Below are 16,835 nucleotides of genomic sequence, written 5' to 3'. Positions count from 1 at the left end.
GCGGGTCGGTCGAACGGTTTGTAGGCTGGTGCGCATGATCGACGCTGCCGGCCTCCGGGTGATTCGTGCCATCGCTGACGAGGGCAGTTTCACCGCCGCGGCGTCGTCGCTCGGTTACTCCCAGCCCGCCATCTCCCAGATGGTCCGTCGCCTCGAAGAGCGCTTGGGCACTCCCCTGGTCGAACGACTGGGCCGCAACGTGCGACTCACCGAAGCCGGTGAAGTCCTGGCCCGCCACGCCGGCGCGGTCCTCGGCGCGATCAGCGCGGCCGAATCCGAGGTCGCGGCGATCGCCGGTCTCCAGTCAGGACGCGTGCGACTCATGGCCTTCCCCTCCTCGTCCTCGACGCTGGTGCCGAAGGCACTGTCGCTGGTGAAGAAGCGTTTCCCGCAGGTGCAGGTGAGCTTCGCAGAGGGTGAGCCACCGGAGTCGCTGGCGGCCCTGCGAGCCGGCGAGTGTGACGTCGCTGTGGCCTTCACCTATGACGGGCTGGAGATCAGCAGCGACCACCTCGACGACTTCGAGGTCAAGGAACTTCTGCTCGACCACGTTCGGATCGCCCTGCCGCTGGACCACCCACTTGCTTCTCAGGACAGTGTCGACCTCGCGGCTCTCGCCGAAGCGCCGTGGATCGCCGGTTGTCCGCGTTGCCGTGGACACCTGCTCTCGCTCGCAGCAGCCGCCGGGTATCGCCCGGACGTCGCGTTCGAGACCGAGGACTACGTGGCCGTTCTCGGTCTGGTCGCCGAAGGTCTGGGCGTCGCCCTGGTGCCCGATCTGATCCTGCGGTCGGCACCGAACGCACGGGTCAAGGTGCTGCCCATCGACCCGCCCTCCCACCGCACCGTGTACGCGGTGACGACCCCCGACCTGACCCGCGTACCGGCGGTCGCCGCGATGATCGACGCCCTCGTGGAAGCAGCCGGCGACTCCTCCTGCGTCGGCGACCTGGCGAAACAGCCTGTCTGACAACGCAATCGGTAGCCCGTCAGCCGGAGCTGCTGACCGAGACGCCACCGTCCGTATGCGGGTGGACGAACAGCATGCCGTCCTGATCGGTGCGCAACACGGTGCATCCGGCGAGCAGTCGTAACGTCGCCGGCGCCGGGTGCCCGTAGTCGTTGTCTGCGCCGACCCCGATCAGGCAGACCCGCGGGCGCACCACCGCCATCAGATCTGCGTCCTGGTTGGCCGAACCGTGGTGGGCCACCTTGAGCACGTCGAAGGATCCCTCCCCCGCGGCCTGGAGTTCCTGTCGGACGGCGCGTCCGGCATCCCGTTCGATGTCGCCGGTGAACAACGCCCGGACGCCCCCGGCGACGACCGCGAGCACCACGCTCGCGTTGTTCTGCACCGATCCGGTCTCGAGTGTGCGGGCCGGCCACAGCACCTTCCCCGTGATGCCAGGTGCGTCCACGCTGTCGCCGCGCCGCACCAACCGCACCGGTACGCGTGCGCGTGCGGCGAGAGCCAGCGTCGGTTCACGGCGTGATGCCTCCTCGTGCGGGCCGGCGTCGTCCTCACCCTCGACGAAGGTCGCGACAAGCTCTCGCACCGTGCGGCCGCTGCGCAGTACCCCGGCAAGCCCATCGACGTGGTCGGCGTGGAAATGGGTGAGCACGACGGCGTCGATCCGTTCGACGCCGAGGCGGCTCAGGCAACTGTCGACGGTGTCGGGTTCGGGACCGGTATCGATCAGCAACACTCCGCCCTGGGGTGATCGGACGATCGTCGCGTCTCCTTGCCCCACGTCACACATGGCGACGGTCCACCCTCGCGACGGAGGTGCGGCGGGCACCGGAACGACGAGGGCCAGCGCGATGACCGCGGCAGCGGCGCCGTGCCACGGTCGGGCCGCGGCCTGGTGCGCCCACCAGTGCCCGGTGGTCAGCACCAGCGCGATGACGAGGACCAGCAGGGCGAGCCCGACCCAGCCTCCGGGCCAGGGCAGCGTTCCATAGGGCAGGTCGGCCCCGAGGTGCGCGATCGTGGCGATTCCCCAGGCCGGGAGACCGGCCACCCAGGCGAGCAACTGGGCGAGCGGCGGCAACACCGGTGCGCTGCAGACGACCAGCACTCCGGCGACCGTCGCGATCGGTACCAACGGTGCGGCCAGGACGTTCGCGGGCACTCCGACCAGGCTGACGCCGGGCTGGAGCAGCAGGGTGAGCGGTGCGCAGAAGACTTGAGCTGCCAGAGGAACGCAGATGGCTTCCGCGAGTGGTGCACACCGTCTCGGGAGATATCGGGCGATGGCATCCGCCCACCGCCGGGCGAACAGCAACAGCCCGAGGGTGGCGAAACTGGACAGGATGAACCCGAAGGAGCGAGCCAGGTGCGGGTCGATCGCGAGCAGCACCAGTATCGCTGCGGCCAGTGCCGGGGCTCCTGCGCGCCGCGACCCGCCGCGCAGCGCCAGCAGCCCGACCACTCCCATCGCCGAGGCCCGCACGACCGACGGTTCGGGTCGACAGAGCATCACGAACAGGGCGAGGCCGAGGAGCGCGAACGGCAGGCGCCATCGCCGCGGAATCCGCAGGTAGCCGGCCAGTCCTTGCACGCACAGCAGGACGACGGTGACGTTGCTGCCGGAGACCGCGTTGAGGTGGGTCATTCCGGTGGCCTGCATGTCGTCCTTCAGTTCCTGCGGCATGCGGCTGGTGTCACCGATGACCAGTGCCGGCACCAGCCCGGCGGGGTCGGTCGGCAAGCCCTCGGTGCTGTCGCGCAGACCGGTTCGTAGGTGTTCGACGGTCTCTTCGATCCGTCCTGCCGGGTGGGTGCGCTGCACCTGACGAATGCGAAGGATCGCTCGTACGTCGGCACCCGTCTCGGCGGGTTGGAGGCGTCCCGCGGCGACGACGGTGTCGTGCCAGCGCAGCCGGCCCACGTCCTGCCCGCCGAACGCGAGAATCGGCGTTCGTGCAACGGCCACCTCGCCGCGTCCGGAGATCCGCGTGGCCTGCAGGCGAACGCGCCAGACCTGCTCTGCGCCGAAGCGGGACCGGACCGGTGCCGGATCGGAGACCACCCTCGCCTCGAGACGGACGGAGGCGCCACGCTCAGCAAGCGTCGGTACCAAGCCGGCTTGTGCGACAGCGCGATGCCCGAGGACGGCGGTGAGGATGAAGGTCGTTGCCAGAGCGCAGAACCCGATCATTCGTAGGGTTGGTCTGCCCCATACGCAGCAGCCGATTCCGGTGACGAGACACCCGACGAGAACGGCGATCACCAGCGAAGTGGCGACACCGAGGAGTGCGGCAGCGACGCCCCAGGCGATCAGTGCCGGCAGGAGCAGACGGAGGTCGAGGGCACGGTGCGTCTGCTCCATCGGGTCACACGGTGACCAGCGGGCGCAGCCGCTCCAGCAGCTTGTCGCCGATACCGCTCACCTCACCGAGTTCGTCGACGCTGCTGAACCTGCCGTTCGTGGTACGCCACTCGATGATCCGCGCTGCCAGCACCGGGCCGACCCCCGGAAGTGCGTCCAGGTCCGCCACGGTGGCGGTGTTCAGGGGGATCGGTCCGGCGGGTACGCCGGCTTTCGTCGACACTGTGCCCTCGCCTGACTGCGCGGCCGGCGCCGGCGCAGGCATCGGGCTCTCCCCCGGCCTGGGCACCTGCACCTGTTCTCCGTCGGTGACCAGGCGGGCAAGGTTGACCGCAGACAGGTCTGCGCTTCGCCCCGCACCACCGGCCGCACGGATGGCGTCCTCGACCCGGGACCCTGATGTGAGCCGTACCACGCCTGGACGCTGCACCTGACCGACCACGTGAACCAGGAGGCTCGTCGGCGAAGCTGCGGCGGCCGAGGTGGCGTACGGTGCTTGACCTCCCCTCCCACCCGGTGCGGTAGCAGTGGCCGAGCCGGTCGAGGTCACAGCTGTTGAGGCGGCGGGCGCGAGTGGCACGGGCTCGGCCGCGCTCCGGGCCGAGAACACCCGTACGCCGAACACGACCCCCGCCACCAACAGGACCACGAGGGCTCCGATCAGAGCGGCGCGACCGGGATGTGTGTCGACCTCGGTGTCGGGCAACGGTGTTCGGAACAAGGGGGTGTGGGGACTGACCCGTTCGCTGTCGCGCCGGTTCCCGCCTCCGACACCTTGATGACGCCGATCGGCCCGGCTACGCGGCTCGTCCTCGACCGTCTCGCCCTCCATCCCCGAAGTGTCGAAGTCGTCGAGATCGCCATCGGTTCCCGGGCCCCGGCGGTCCGGAATGTGTGTCGCCGCAGCACGTCGACGACGGCCGGGCAGCGCCGGCCACAGCGGACGACGGTCGATCAGATCGTCCTCGTCCGGCAGCCACGGCGTCCGCCGACCTTCGTCGAGTTCGGCGAGGATCGCGGCGAGTCGATCGGGTGGCTGGTTGCGTGACATGCGAGGCACGTTAGGTCGGGTTCGCAGAACACGTCGCCGGCCGATGCTCAGCCTGTGGAGAACTGCGCCGCAGCAGAAGGGCTGTGGAGGATCAGGCGCCCGGAGCGCGACAGCGCGGAGCCACCGCCACCGCGATCGTGCCCGGGCCCACGTGCGCACCGACGGCGGCACCGAGTTCGACCAGCAACACTCGACGGGCGTCCGGCACCGCTTCCGCAAGATCTTCGGCAAGCTGCTCGGCTCGTTCGAGCGCATCCAGGTGGTGCACAGCGACGTCGACTCCGTCTCCGGAATCGAGTTCGACCGCAGCCTGCCGGGCGAGGCTCTTCAACCGTGCCAACGCCTTGGAAGTGGTGCGTACCCGCTCGAGGGGCTCGATGTAGCCGTCGGTGAGGGTCAGCAGCGGTTTGATGGACAGGGCCGACCCCACCAGCGAGGGGGCCCGCCCGATGCGTCCGCCGCGCCGCAGGTATTCCAGCGTGTCGACGTAGAAGTAGGTGTGCGACGTCGCCGCGACGTCGCGGGCGATGCGTTCTACCTCGTCCACCGTCGCGCCGTCGTCGACTGCACCCGCTGCGGCAAGGACTGCGAATCCCATTGCCATTCCGATGGATTCGCTGTCGATCACACGGACGTCGGCATCGCAGGACGCCGCGGCGATCTCGGCCGACGCGAGGGTGGCCGACATCTGTCGTGACAGGTGGATCGAGACGATCTGGTCGACACCGCGCGCGATGAGGTCCTCGTAGACCTCCAGGAACGCACCCGGCGACGGCCTTGAGGTAGAGACCGGACGGTGCTCGCGCAGCGCTGCTGCGACGTCGGATGCGCTCACGTCGACGCCTTCGTCGTGTGAGACACCGTCGACCGCGACGTGCAGCGGCACCACGAACACGCGTCCGCGCACCGCGACATGCGTGGGCAGGTAGGCGGAGGAGTCGGTCACGACCGCGATCGTCATCGCATCTCCTCCCCTACCCGCCGACGCTCGTTCATCATCCGACGACGACGTTGACCAGCTTCGGGGCCCGCACGATGACCTTGCGAACCTGCTTGTCCCCCATGGCCGCTCGTACACGGTCGCTCGCCAGCGCGGCCGCTTCGAGGTCGGCGTCACTGACATCGGCCGCGACCTCCAGCCGGTCGCGGACCTTGCCCAGCACCTGCACGACACAGGTGACGGTGTCGTCGACCAGCAACGCCGGGTCGGCCTGCGGGAACGGCTCGAACGTGATCGTCGAGGTATGGCCCAGGCGCTGCCACAGTTCCTCGGCGATGTGCGGGGCCATCGGTGAAACCATCTGCACCAGCGACTCGACCACCGCACGCGGCACGTCGTCCAGCTTGGTCAGTGCGTTGTTCAGTTCGATCAGCTTGGCGACCGCAGTGTTGTAGCTCAGCTGCGAGTAGTCGCGGCCGACGCCGTCGATCGTCTTGTGCAGCAAGCGTTTCGTCGCCTCGTCCGGTTCACCGTCGACGACCCGCACCTGCCCGGTCTCCTCGTCGACGACATTGCGCCACAGCCGCTGCAGGAAGCGCTGCGCCCCGACGACCGCACGCGTCTCCCACGGACGCGACTGGTCCAGCGGACCCATCGACATCTCATAGATGCGGAAGGTGTCGGCGCCGTACTGGTCGCACATCTCGTCGGGCGTGACGACGTTCTTCAGCGACTTGCCCATCTTCCCGTACTCGCGGGTGACGACCTGTCCGTTCCAGGTGTAGGTCGTGCCGTCGGCGTCGGTCGTCTCCTGCACCTCGGCTGCTGGGACCGGCTGGCCGCGGTGGTCGCGGAACGCGTACGCCTGCACGTAGCCCTGGTTGAACAGACGGCGGAACGGTTCCTCGGACGTGATCTCGCCCAGGTCGAACAAAACCTTGTGCCAGAAGCGGGCGTACAGCAGGTGCAGCACCGCGTGTTCGACGCCACCGACGTACAGGTCGACGCCACCGGTGTCGTTCGGCCTGCCCTCGCCCGCGCCGCGCCCGGGACCCATCCAGTACTCCTCGCACTCGCGGTCGACGAAGCGCTCGGTGTTCTCCGGGTCGGTGTATCGCATTTCGTACCAACAGGATCCGGCCCAGTTGGGCATCGTGTCGGTTTCGCGGCGGTAGGTCTTCGGTCCGTCACCCAGGTCCAGCTCGACGTTGACCCACTCAGCCGCGCGCGACAGCGGCGACTCGGGCATGGAGTCCTTGTCGTCCGGTTCGTAGGTCTTGGGCGAGTAGTCGGCGACCTCGGGCAACTGCACCGGCAGCATCGACTCCGGCACCGAGTGCGCCGCACCGGACTCGTCGTACACGATCGGGAAGGGCTCGCCCCAGTAGCGCTGCCGGCTGAACAGCCAGTCGCGCAGCTTGTAGTTGATCGTGCCGTTGCCGATGCCCTCGGCTTCGACGAACTGGATGATCTTCGCTTTGGCGTCGGCTACTCCCAAGCCGTCCAAGGAGATTCGCTCGTTGGCAGAGTTGATCGCCGCGCCGTCCCCGGTGAAAGGCTGGTCGTCGGGATGACCGTCGGACGGCTGCACGGTACGCACGATCGGCAGGTCGAACGCGGACGCGTAAGCCCAGTCGCGCTCGTCCTGACCGGGCACGGCCATGATCGCGCCGGTGCCATAACCCATCAGCACGTAGTCGGCGATGAACACCGGCACCGGCCGCCCGGTCACCGGGTTGGTCGCGAACGTGCCGGTGAACACTCCGGTCTTGGTCTTCTCGTCGGCCTGCCGCTCGACCTCGCTCTTGCGCGAGGCGGCCAGCCGGTAGTCGGCGACCGCGGTGCGCGGATCGCCGTGGCCGCCGGTCCAGGCCTGCTTGGTGCCCTCGGGCCACGTCGTCGGGGTCATCGCGTCGACCAACGGGTGTTCGGGGGCCAGCACCATGAAGGTGGCGCCGAAGATGGTGTCCGGACGCGTGGTGAACACTTCGATGGACGCGTCGATGGCGTTGACCGGGAAGCGCAGGGCCGCACCCTGCGAGCGCCCGATCCAGTTGCGCTGCATGGCCTTGATCGACTCGGGCCAGTCCAGCCGGTCCAGGTCGTCGATCAGGCGGTCGGCGTACGCCGTGATGCGCATCATCCATTGCGACAGGCTGCGCCGGAAGACCGGCATGTCGCCGCGTTCGGTCAGGCCCTCGTTGGTGACCTCCTCGTTGGCGACGACGGTGCCCAGACCGGGCGCCCAGTTGACCGGCACCTCCTTCTTGTACGCCAGACGGCGTGCGTCGACGGCTGCGATGCGCTCGGTGTCCGACAGGTCGGCCCAGGCCGCACCGGTCGGGGTGGCGATTTCACCGCTTTCGTAGGCCGAGACCAGGTCCTCGATCGGTCGGGCCTTGCCCGCGCGCTCGTCGTGCCAGGAGTTGTAGATGCGCAGGAAGATCCACTGCGTCCACTTGTAGTACTCGGGATCGATCGTCGCGAACGAGCGGCGCAGATCGTGCGACAACCCCAGCTGCCGCAGCTGTCGGCGGTAGGTGACGATGTTGTCCTCGGTGGTCTTGCGCGGGTGCTGGCCGGTCTGCACCGCGTACTGCTCGGCCGGCAGGCCGAAGGCGTCGAAGCCCATCGTGTACAGCACGTTCTTGCCGGTCATGCGCTGGTAGCGCGCGAAGACGTCGGTCGCGATGAAGCCCAGCGGGTGGCCGACGTGCAGGCCCGCGCCGCTGGGGTAGGGGAACATGTCCTGCAGGAAGTACTTCTGCTTGCCGTCGGCGGACGGGTCGGCCCACGGGCCGCTCGGGTTAGGCGCCTGGAAGGTGCCCTGCTCCTCCCACCGGTCCTGCCAGCGGCGTTCGATCTCGCCGGCGGTCTGCGCGGTGTACCGGAACTTCGGGGTGTCGCTCTGATTGCTGTCGCTCATGGTGCCCTCACGTCGTTTCGTCTGCTCGTTGTCTGCCGTGTCGCGTTCTGCGGCACCGAACCGTGCCAACAAGAAGCCCCTCGCTCATCAGGCAAGGGGCGGCCGCGCTGAGGTCCGGTCTGTTCAGCGCGGCGTTCGAAGCAGAAGCAGGCGATGCATGAGCAGAGAATATCGCAGCTGCGAGACCTGCCGCCCCGGGAGCAGGCACTGCCGGTTCGACGCCGAATTGGCACCGCGCGACGACCCTGAGAGAATCGCTGCCATGCCCGCTGCGACACACACTGATGTCCTCGTCGTCGGGGCCGGCCCCGCCGGTTCGGCTGCGGCCACCTGGGCCGCCCGTTACGGCCTGGACGTCGTCCTCGCCGACGCGGCGGTCTTCCCCCGCGACAAGACCTGCGGCGACGGACTCACCCCTCGCGCGATCGGTGAACTCCACCGTCTCGGACTCACCGACTGGGTTTTCGCGCACACCGTCAACCAGGGTCTGCGGGCACACGGGTTCGGGCAGCGGCTCGAACTGCCTTGGCCGCAGGTCGAAGGTCTGCCCGACCGCGGATCGGCCGTTCCGCGTACCGAGTTGGACGACCACCTGCGCACCACCGCCCTGAAGGCAGGCGCGGTCGGGGTCGAGGGTGCGCGGGCGATCGACGCTCGACTGGACGGCGGACGAGTCCGCGCCGTCACCTTCCGCGGCGCCGAGGGCACCTTCGAGATCGAGTGCGAGCGGCTGGTCGTCGCAGACGGTGTGCGCTCCCCGCTCGGCAAGGTGCTCGGGCGCGAATGGCACCGCGACACCGTGTACGCCGTCGCCGGCCGCTCGTATGTCACCTCGACGATGAGCGACGACCCGTGGATCTCCTCCCACCTCGAGCTCCGTGGCGAGCAAGGCCAGATTCTGTCCGGATACGGCTGGGTGTTCCCGCTCGGCGACGGTTCGGTCAACCTCGGTGCGGGTACCCTCGCCACATCCAAACGTCCGGCCGACGTGGCGATCAAGCCACTGATGAAGGTGTACGCCGACACCATCGGCGACGAGTTCGGGCTGTCCGGCGAACTGCGAAACCCGACGTCCGCGCTGCTACCGATGGGCGGAGCGGTGTCGAACGTCGCCGGCCCGAACTGGGCGCTCATCGGCGACGCCGCCGCGTGCATCAACCCGCTCAACGGCGAGGGCATCGACTACGGCCTGGAGACCGGTCGCTTCATCGCCGACATGCTCGTCGCCGGCGATTCGCTCGAAACCGCATGGCCGGCGCTGCTGACCGAGCACTACGGCGAGGCGTTCTCCGTGGCCCGCCGGCTCGCCGGAGTCTTCAGCAACCCCAAGCTGTTGACTGCGCTCGGCCCGGTCGGCATGCGCTCGGATTTCCTGATGACCCTGGCGCTGCGCTGGATGGGCAACCTGGTCACCGAGCAGGACCGCGACCGCGCGGCCCGTATCTGGCGTTGGGCCGGACGTCGCTCGGTCGCCATCGACGCCCGCCCGCCCTTCAGCTGACCCGAGAGTCCGCAGACCCCGCGCGCTGACCCGCGAGTCCTGCGGACTTTCGGATGACCGACGCAGAAGCCCCGCACCTGTTCGGTGCGGGGCTTCATTGCTACGAACGGTGGCCCTGCCTCCCAGTGGTGGCACCCAGGCGACCACAGCGCAAGGCTCACGCGGCGGGACGCATCAGGCCCGTAGCAGAAGCCAAGCGCCTGCTACGGGCCTGAACTGCGAAGGAGCCGCAATCAGAGGCTGTTCACCTGCTTGGTGAGCGCCGACTTCTTGTTCGCGGCCTGGTTCTTGTGGATGACACCCTTGGAGACGGCCTTGTCCAGCTTCTGGCCGGCGGTCCTGAGGGCGTCCTTCGCCTTGTCGGCGTCACCGGCGGCAACGGCCTCACGGGTCTTGCGGATCCAGGTGCGAAGCTCCGACTTGTAGGCCTTGTTGCGCTCGGTGCGGATCTCGTTGGTCTTGATCCGCTTCATCTGCGACTTGATGTTTGCCACGAAAGTTCTTCCTAAAGTTCGGTCTGATGGTTGTCGTAGAGGGCGACGACGCACCGGAACGGATGGGGCGTGGGGACGACCCTGGCGAGTTCGGTGCGTTGGTACTGCTGCGAGCGCGCACGACCAATACGCGCACGCAAGGAGCAAATCTACACGCCTGCCGGTGATCCCCTCAAATCGCGGGTCGGCGCGGCTCACCTGCGTTTACCCGCCGTCAGCGTGCCGTTCGCTCGCGGCAGATCGTCAGCACGGCCCGCTCGACGGCGTAGACCGGGTCGCGTCCGCCACCCTTGACATCGAAGTCGGCGGCCGCGACGGCCTGGATCGCGCGGCCGAGCCGGTCGCCGTCCCAGCCGCGGGCCGACCGGCGTGCACGCTCGACCTGCCACGGGGCCATGCTCAGGTCACGGGCGAGCGCCGCGGACGATCCGTTGCCGGCCGAGGCGACCTTCGCGATCTGACGCAGCTGTCCGGCGAGGACCGCGACGATCGGGACCGGGTCGAGACCCGACGCGAGCGCGTGACGCAACAGGCGCAGCGCCTCCCCCGCGTTGCCGGCGATGGCCATCTCCGCGACCTTGAAGCCGGTCGCCTCGACCTTGCCGCCGTAGTACTCGTCGACCTGCTCCTCGTCGACGACGCCGGTCGTGTCGGCGATCAGCTGTGCGCACGCCGCGGCGAGTTCGCCGAGGTCCTTGCCGACGGCGTCCAACAGCGCCTGCACCGCCTCGGGAGTGACCTTGCGCCGAGCAGCGCGGAACTCGTTGCTGACGAACGAGGCCTTGTCGCGATCGGACTTGATCGCCGGCGCCTCGATGACCCGTGCGCCGCCCTTCTTGAGTGCGTCCAGCGCACGCTTGCCGCGGTTTCCGCTCTTGTGCATCGCGACGAGCACGGCGCCGTCCATCGGGGCCTTCGCGAGCGCGGTGACTTCGTCGATCAGTTCGTCGCCGGCCTCGTCCAGGTCGCGTGCGACCACGATCTTCAGCCCGCCGAACAGGCTCGGGCTGATGTGCAGCATGAGTTCGCCCGGCTCGTAGGTGGCGGCGTCGATTCGCACCACCTCCGCGTCGGGCTCGGTCTCGCGTACCAGGTCGATGGTGCTGCGCAGGGCGCGATCGGCAAGCAGTTGTTCGGGGCCGCTGATCAGCACGAGCGGGGGCACTGAACTCATGGGGCACACTCTTTCACCCTGGTCCGACACCGTCCTCACCGCTGCGATGACCTATCTTCGGGGCCTCACCCTTCCGTAGGAGCAACTGTGGGCACCCACCCGTCCGACCCGTCCGACCCGTCCGACCCGTCCGACTTCGTCCTCACCGCGACGTGCGTCGACCGACCCGGGATCGTCCACGCGATGACCGGTTACCTCGTCGAGCAGGGCGCGAACATCAACGAGTGCCAACAGTTCGAGGACCCGTCCACCGGGCGCTTCTTCATCCGGTTGGTGTTCCGGTGCGAGAAGCACTCACTGGACACGCTGCAGGACGGGTTCACCTCAGTGGCAACTGAATTCGGCATGGAATGGGGCCTGTGGCCGGCCGGGAAGCCGATCCGGGCACTGGTGCTGGTGTCCAAACTCGGCCATTGCCTCAACGACCTGTTGTTCCGGCAGCAGGTGGGTTCGTTGCCGCTCGAGATCGTCGCGGTGGGATCGAACCACCTGACGTTCCAGAAGACCGTCGCCACCCATGACATCCCCTTCCACCACATCCCGGTGACGGCGCAGACGAAGGCGCAGTCGGAGACGCGCATCCTCGAACTCGTCCAGGAGTACGACGTCGAGTTGGTGGTGCTCGCCCGCTACATGCAGGTGCTGTCGGACAACCTGTGCCGCACCTTGGAGGGCCGTGCGATCAACATCCACCATTCGTTCCTGCCCAGCTTCAAGGGTGCTCGCCCTTATCACCAGGCGCACGACCGCGGCGTGAAGCTGATCGGTGCGACCGCGCACTACGTGACGCCGGATCTGGACGAGGGCCCGATCATCGAGCAGGACGTGGCCCGCATCGACCACACCTACTCCCCCGATCACATGGTCGTGGCCGGTCGGGACGTCGAGACGCAGGTCTTGGCGCGCGCTCTCACCTGGCACGCCGAGCACCGGGTGTTCCTCAACGGCTCAAGCACCGTCGTCCTGCGCTGACCGACGGCTGATCGTCAGCCGAGGTTCAGCTTCTTCAGGCGTGCCTCGACCTCGGCCACCGGCCGGTCGAGATGGTCGGCCAGTTCATCGACATCGAGGCCGAGTGAGACACCGTCCGACAACTCTTCGTCGTCGTCGCTGGTCCATTCCCCGCCCTGAGCAGGGGCCGGTTCGACGACGACATCGGTCTCGGCCGGTACCGCCGGCACCGCCGGCAGCGGTTCGGGCGCCGGGTGTTCCTCGGCGGCCCGCCGTTCCGGGGTCTCCACGGCGTCGGCCGGTTCGTCATCGGTGAACACGAGTTCGTCGTAGTCGCCGGCGTCGGTGGACGTGACCCGACCGGCTTCGGCGTCGAAGCGCTCCTGAACGTCGGGCTTGGAGGCGGCATGCGGCACAGGCTTCTTCGCCGGCGCCACCGGAGCGTCGGCGGTTTCGTCCAGTCGCTTGAGCGCACGCAGCACGAGGTCGCGGTCGGTCGTCGGCCAGAACGGCGGGAGGGACTTCTGCAGGAAGCCCGCGTACCGCGCAGTGACCATTCGGTTGTCCAGGAACGCGACCACGCCGCGGTCGTTCGAGCGCCGGATCAGGCGTCCGGCCCCCTGTGACAGACGCAAGGCAGCGTGGGTGGCCGACACCGCCATGAAGCCGTTGCCGCCGCGTTCGGCGATCGCCTGCGAGCGCGCCGAGGTGATCGGATCGTCCGGACGCGGGAACGGGATTCGGTCGATGATCACCAGTTGGCAGGCCGAACCGGGCACATCGACGCCCTGCCAGAGGGTGAGAGTGCCGAACAGGCAGGTCTTCGGATCGGCGGCGAACTGTTTGACGAGCGTGCCCATCTGATCGTCGCCCTGGCACAGGACCGGAAACTCGTCGCCGAACCGTTCGCGCATCGCCTCGGTCGCCGCCTTCGCGGCGCGCATGGAGGAGAACAGCCCGAGAGTGCGTCCGCCGGCGGCCCGGATGAGGGTCTCGATCTCGTCGATCGCTTGGTCGGAGGTGCCGTCGCGGCCGGGCGGCGGCAGGTGTTTGGCGACGTAGGCGATGGCCTGCTGCGGGTAGTCGAACGGCGAGCCGACGTCCAGACCCTCCCACGCCGGTGAACCCTCACCACGCAGGCCGAGCGTGCCGGCCACTGAGTCGAAGGATCCACCGAGTTCGAGCGTGGCCGAGGTCATCACGACCGTGCGATCGCCGAAGATCTTGTCGCGCACCAGCATCGCCACACTCATCGGTGCGACATTGAGTGCCGAGCCGCGGTACTCGCTGCGGCTGATCCAGGCGACGTCGAGTTCACGTGCTTCGAGCAGGCGTGCGGCGTTCTCCAGCACTTCGTCGACTGCGGCCCGTGCCGTCTGTCGGGGGCCGTCGTTGTCGGCCGGCTTGTCGGGCTTGAGGTCGGAGGACAGGCTGCGTGCGCTGTCGTGCACGCGCTGGACGGCGAGCGCGAGATTGTCGGGCAGTCCGAGCAGACGTCCCTCGGCCAGCTGATCGAGGACTCCCCCGAGGAAGACGCCGGTGTCGGCGAGCTCCTGGGTGTCGGCGTACCGGGCAGCCTTCTTCGCCGCGCTCGCCACCATGCCCGCGGTCAGTTCGTCGGTGATGGTGGAGGTGACCCGGTCGACGAGTTCGTGCGCCTCGTCGACGACCAGCGCGTCGTGTTCGGGCAGCATCTGGCGGCCCTCGAAGGAGTCGATCGCCATGAAGCTGTGGTTGGTGACGACGACATCGACGTCCCTGGCCTCGGCGCGGGCCTTCTCCACGAAGCACTCCTGCACCATCGGGCAGGTCGATCCGAGGCATTCGTGGGCCGTGACCGACACCTGACGCCAAGCGCGTTCGCTGACGCCTGGCACGAGATCGTCGCGGTCACCGGTGTCGGTCTCGCCGGCCCATTCACGCAGTCGGACGATCTCCTTCTCCAGGCGTCCGAGTTGCTGGTCGACCGCACCGGTGCTGAACAGGCTGTCTTCTTCGTCGTCGGGGTAACCACCGACGAGCTTGTGTTGGCACAGGTAGTTGCGGCGCCCCTTGACCAGTCCGTAGGTGGGGCGCCGGCCGAGCACCGGACGCAGGGCTTCGGCGAGCACCGGCAGGTCGCGCCCGACGATCTGCGCCTGCAACGCGAGCGTCGCGGTGGCGACGATGACGGGCTTGCCGGTCGCGTTGGCGTGCACGATGGACGGCACGAGATAGGCCAGCGACTTACCGGTGCCGGTGCCGGCCTGGACGAGCAGGTGATGCTCGTCGTCGAACGCCTTGGCGACCGCTTCGGTCATCTGCTGCTGCCCCGGGCGGGGCGCTCCACCCACAGCCGCGACTGCGGCCTCCATCAACGAATCGATCGGGCTCGAGGAGGACGTCGAGTTGGAGGCCGGCATCCTGCAAGCCTAGGTCTGGTGTCCGGTGCGGACGACATCGGACGCGCCGGTTGTGGATACACCGGGCGCGTGCATGGGGGTGTGGAGGAAGGTCAGCGGTGGGTGACCGCAGAGGTCGACAGTCCGAAGCCGTCCGGCACGTCGCCCGGGTCATGATCGACCTGCACGATGCGGTTCTGCTTGTCGACGAACACGACATTCGGCTCGAACGAACGGGCCTCGGCGTCGTCCATCGCGGCGTACGCGATGACGATCACGGTGTCGCCTGGACTGATCAAGCGGGCCGCGGCACCGTTGATGCACAGGATGCCGGTGCCCCGCTCACCCTCGATCGCGTACGTGGTGAGGCGGTTGCCGTTGTCGACGTCGACGACATCGACCTGCTGACCCGGAAGGAGGTCGGCCGCGTCCATCAGGTCACGGTCGATCGTCAACGAACCCACGTAGTGCAGGTCGGCCTGGGTGACCGTCGCACGGTGGATCTTGCTGTGGAGCATGAATCGCTGCATGGTGCGCCATTGTGGCCTACCGGTGGCAGGCCTCTTACTCGGCAGCCACCCGGACGAGGTACTCCTCGAGTGCCGACTCCAGCGAAGGGTTCACCTTCGCGTGCACGTGGGTGCCCTCGCCGGTGTGCTCGCTGCTGATCACGTCGGCCTCGTCGTGCAACCGGCTCAGCAGGTCGCCGCGGTCGTAGGGCAGCAGCACCTCGACCCGGATCTGCGGGCGCGGCAACTCACGATCGATGAGTTCGAGCAACTCGGCGAACCCGGCGCCGGTGTGAGCGGACACCGCGATCGCATACTTCTCCGAGCGCAACAGCCGGTCGACCACCTCGGGGTCGGCGACGTCCGACTTGTTGACGACCACGACCTCCTTGACGTCGGTCGCGCCCACCTCGGCAAGCACCTCACGCACCGCGGAGATCTGCGCCTGCGGGTCGGGGTGTGACCCGTCGACGACGTGCAACAGCAGGTCGGACTCGCCGACCTCCTCCAGCGTCGAACGGAACGCCTCCACGAGTTGGTGCGGCAGGTTGCGCACGAATCCGACGGTGTCGGCGAGGGTGTACGGACGGCCGTCGGCGGTCTCGCTGCGACGCACGGTCGGGTCGAGGGTGGCGAACAGCTGGTTCTGCACCAGGACGCCGGCACCGGTGAGCCGGTTGAGGATCGAGGACTTGCCGGCGTTGGTGTAACCGGCGATCGCGACCGACGGCACCTCGTTCGCTTTGCGGCCGTGGCGCTTGGTGTCACGGATCGTCTTCATCGAAGCGATCTCGCGCTTGAGCTTGGCGATGCGGGTGTTGATGCGGCGGCGGTCGAGCTCGATCTTCGTCTCACCTGGGCCTCGCGAACCCATGCCCTGGCCACCGGCGGCCTGACCACCCGCCTGCCGGGACATCGACTCACCCCAACCACGAAGTCGCGGCAGGAGGTACTGCAACTGGGCGAGCTCGACCTGCGCCTTACCTTCCTTGGACTTCGCGTGCTGGGCGAAGATGTCGAGAATCAGCGCCGTGCGGTCGATGACCTTCACCTTGACGACGTCCTCCAGGGCACGCCGCTGGCCGGGGCTGAGCTCACCGTCGGCGATGACGGTGTCGGCGCCTTCGGCGATGACGATCGCGCGCAGGTCGGCGGCCTTGCCCGATCCCATCCAGGTGCTCGGGTCGGGCTTGCTGCGACGCTGCATCACACCGGCGAGCACGGTCGAACCCGCGGTCTCGGCGAGGGCGGCGAGTTCACGCATCGAGTTGTCGGCGTCCTCGACGGTTCCCTCGGTCCAGACGCCGGCGAGCACCACTCGCTCCAGACGCAGCTGGCGGTACTCGACCTCGGTGACGTCCTGCAGTTCGGTCGACAGGCCCTCCACACGGCGAAGGGCCGCACGTTCGGCGCGGTCGAGTTGGTCGCCGTCGCGGTGCTCGGTGCCGTCCTCCAGCAAGAAGCCGTCCTGGTCGTACTGGACGTCGAACTCGGAGTCGGCGAGCGCATCGGCGCGGCGGTTGAAGAAATCGTGTTGCGAAGTCATGTTCCCCTCAGTGTCGCAAGCTTCAACCGT

12 protein-coding genes are annotated in these 16,835 nt (G+C 68.3%); 3 read left to right on the top strand and 9 right to left on the bottom strand.

Features of this window, described 5'->3' with window-relative positions; genetic code table 11:
* Positions 1 to 34 precede the first annotated feature (34 nt).
* The gene (locus FB459_RS07685) at positions 35 to 970 is read left to right on the top strand and encodes a LysR family transcriptional regulator (RefSeq protein WP_129624105.1); all 936 of its coding nucleotides are present in this window, start codon (positions 35 to 37) and stop codon (positions 968 to 970) included.
* 19 nt (positions 971 to 989) lie between these two features.
* On the opposite strand, the gene FB459_RS07680 is transcribed toward FB459_RS07685, so the two are convergent.
* The 4 genes from FB459_RS07680 to leuS all read right to left on the bottom strand — a co-directional run bounded on the left by FB459_RS07680 (position 990) and on the right by leuS (position 8,249).
* Positions 990 to 3,332, bottom strand: a complete 2,343-nt coding sequence (locus tag FB459_RS07680; protein ID WP_141928040.1) for a ComEC/Rec2 family competence protein — start codon at positions 3,330 to 3,332, stop codon at positions 990 to 992.
* A 4-nt stretch (positions 3,333 to 3,336) separates the two neighbouring features.
* Positions 3,337 to 4,383, bottom strand: coding sequence for a ComEA family DNA-binding protein (locus FB459_RS07675; RefSeq protein ID WP_141928039.1), 1,047 nt, complete (start codon positions 4,381 to 4,383; stop codon positions 3,337 to 3,339).
* 91 nt (positions 4,384 to 4,474) lie between these two features.
* Positions 4,475 to 5,344 carry a DegV family protein gene (locus tag FB459_RS07670; RefSeq protein ID WP_141928038.1) on the bottom strand — a complete coding sequence of 290 codons (870 nt, stop codon included), beginning with the start codon at positions 5,342 to 5,344 and terminating at the stop codon, positions 4,475 to 4,477.
* A 34-nt stretch (positions 5,345 to 5,378) separates the two neighbouring features.
* Entirely contained in the window at positions 5,379 to 8,249 is a 2,871-nt protein-coding gene (leuS, locus tag FB459_RS07665) for a leucine--tRNA ligase (RefSeq protein ID WP_141928037.1), read from the bottom strand.
* A 262-nt stretch (positions 8,250 to 8,511) separates the two neighbouring features.
* Between leuS and FB459_RS07660 the strand changes: the two genes are divergently transcribed.
* Positions 8,512 to 9,750, top strand: coding sequence for a geranylgeranyl reductase family protein (locus FB459_RS07660; protein ID WP_141928036.1), 1,239 nt, complete (start codon positions 8,512 to 8,514; stop codon positions 9,748 to 9,750).
* A 233-nt stretch (positions 9,751 to 9,983) separates the two neighbouring features.
* Here FB459_RS07660 and rpsT read toward each other — a convergent pair whose 3' ends face one another.
* Together rpsT and holA are read right to left on the bottom strand one after the other, a co-directional pair.
* Positions 9,984 to 10,244, bottom strand: a complete 261-nt coding sequence (gene rpsT / locus FB459_RS07655; RefSeq protein WP_129624111.1) for a 30S ribosomal protein S20 — start codon at positions 10,242 to 10,244, stop codon at positions 9,984 to 9,986.
* A gap of 214 nt (positions 10,245 to 10,458) precedes the next feature.
* Positions 10,459 to 11,418, bottom strand: a complete 960-nt coding sequence (gene holA / locus FB459_RS07650) for a DNA polymerase III subunit delta (protein WP_141928035.1) — start codon at positions 11,416 to 11,418, stop codon at positions 10,459 to 10,461.
* Between the two features lie 87 nt (positions 11,419 to 11,505).
* Between holA and purU the strand changes: the two genes are divergently transcribed.
* On the top strand, positions 11,506 to 12,390 hold the full coding sequence (gene purU, locus FB459_RS07645) for a formyltetrahydrofolate deformylase (protein ID WP_129624113.1): 885 nt from the start codon (positions 11,506 to 11,508) through the stop codon (positions 12,388 to 12,390).
* A 14-nt stretch (positions 12,391 to 12,404) separates the two neighbouring features.
* On the opposite strand, the gene FB459_RS07640 is transcribed toward purU, so the two are convergent.
* The 3 genes from FB459_RS07640 to hflX form a co-directional block, all read right to left on the bottom strand.
* The gene (locus tag FB459_RS07640) at positions 12,405 to 14,771 is read right to left on the bottom strand and encodes an ATP-dependent DNA helicase (protein WP_141928034.1); all 2,367 of its coding nucleotides are present in this window, start codon (positions 14,769 to 14,771) and stop codon (positions 12,405 to 12,407) included.
* Positions 14,772 to 14,863: 92 nt separating this feature from the next.
* Entirely contained in the window at positions 14,864 to 15,280 is a 417-nt protein-coding gene (panD, locus tag FB459_RS07635) for an aspartate 1-decarboxylase (RefSeq protein WP_129624115.1), read from the bottom strand.
* 34 nt (positions 15,281 to 15,314) lie between these two features.
* Entirely contained in the window at positions 15,315 to 16,805 is a 1,491-nt protein-coding gene (gene hflX, locus FB459_RS07630; protein WP_129624116.1) for a GTPase HflX, read from the bottom strand.
* Positions 16,806 to 16,835 lie beyond the last annotated feature (30 nt).

The sequence above is a fragment of the Yimella lutea genome, from assembly GCF_006715095.1.
Lineage (GTDB): Bacteria > Actinomycetota > Actinomycetes > Actinomycetales > Dermatophilaceae > Yimella > Yimella lutea.
Note: the sequence above shows the minus strand (reverse complement) of the source record. Positions and strands in the feature narration are given on the sequence as shown.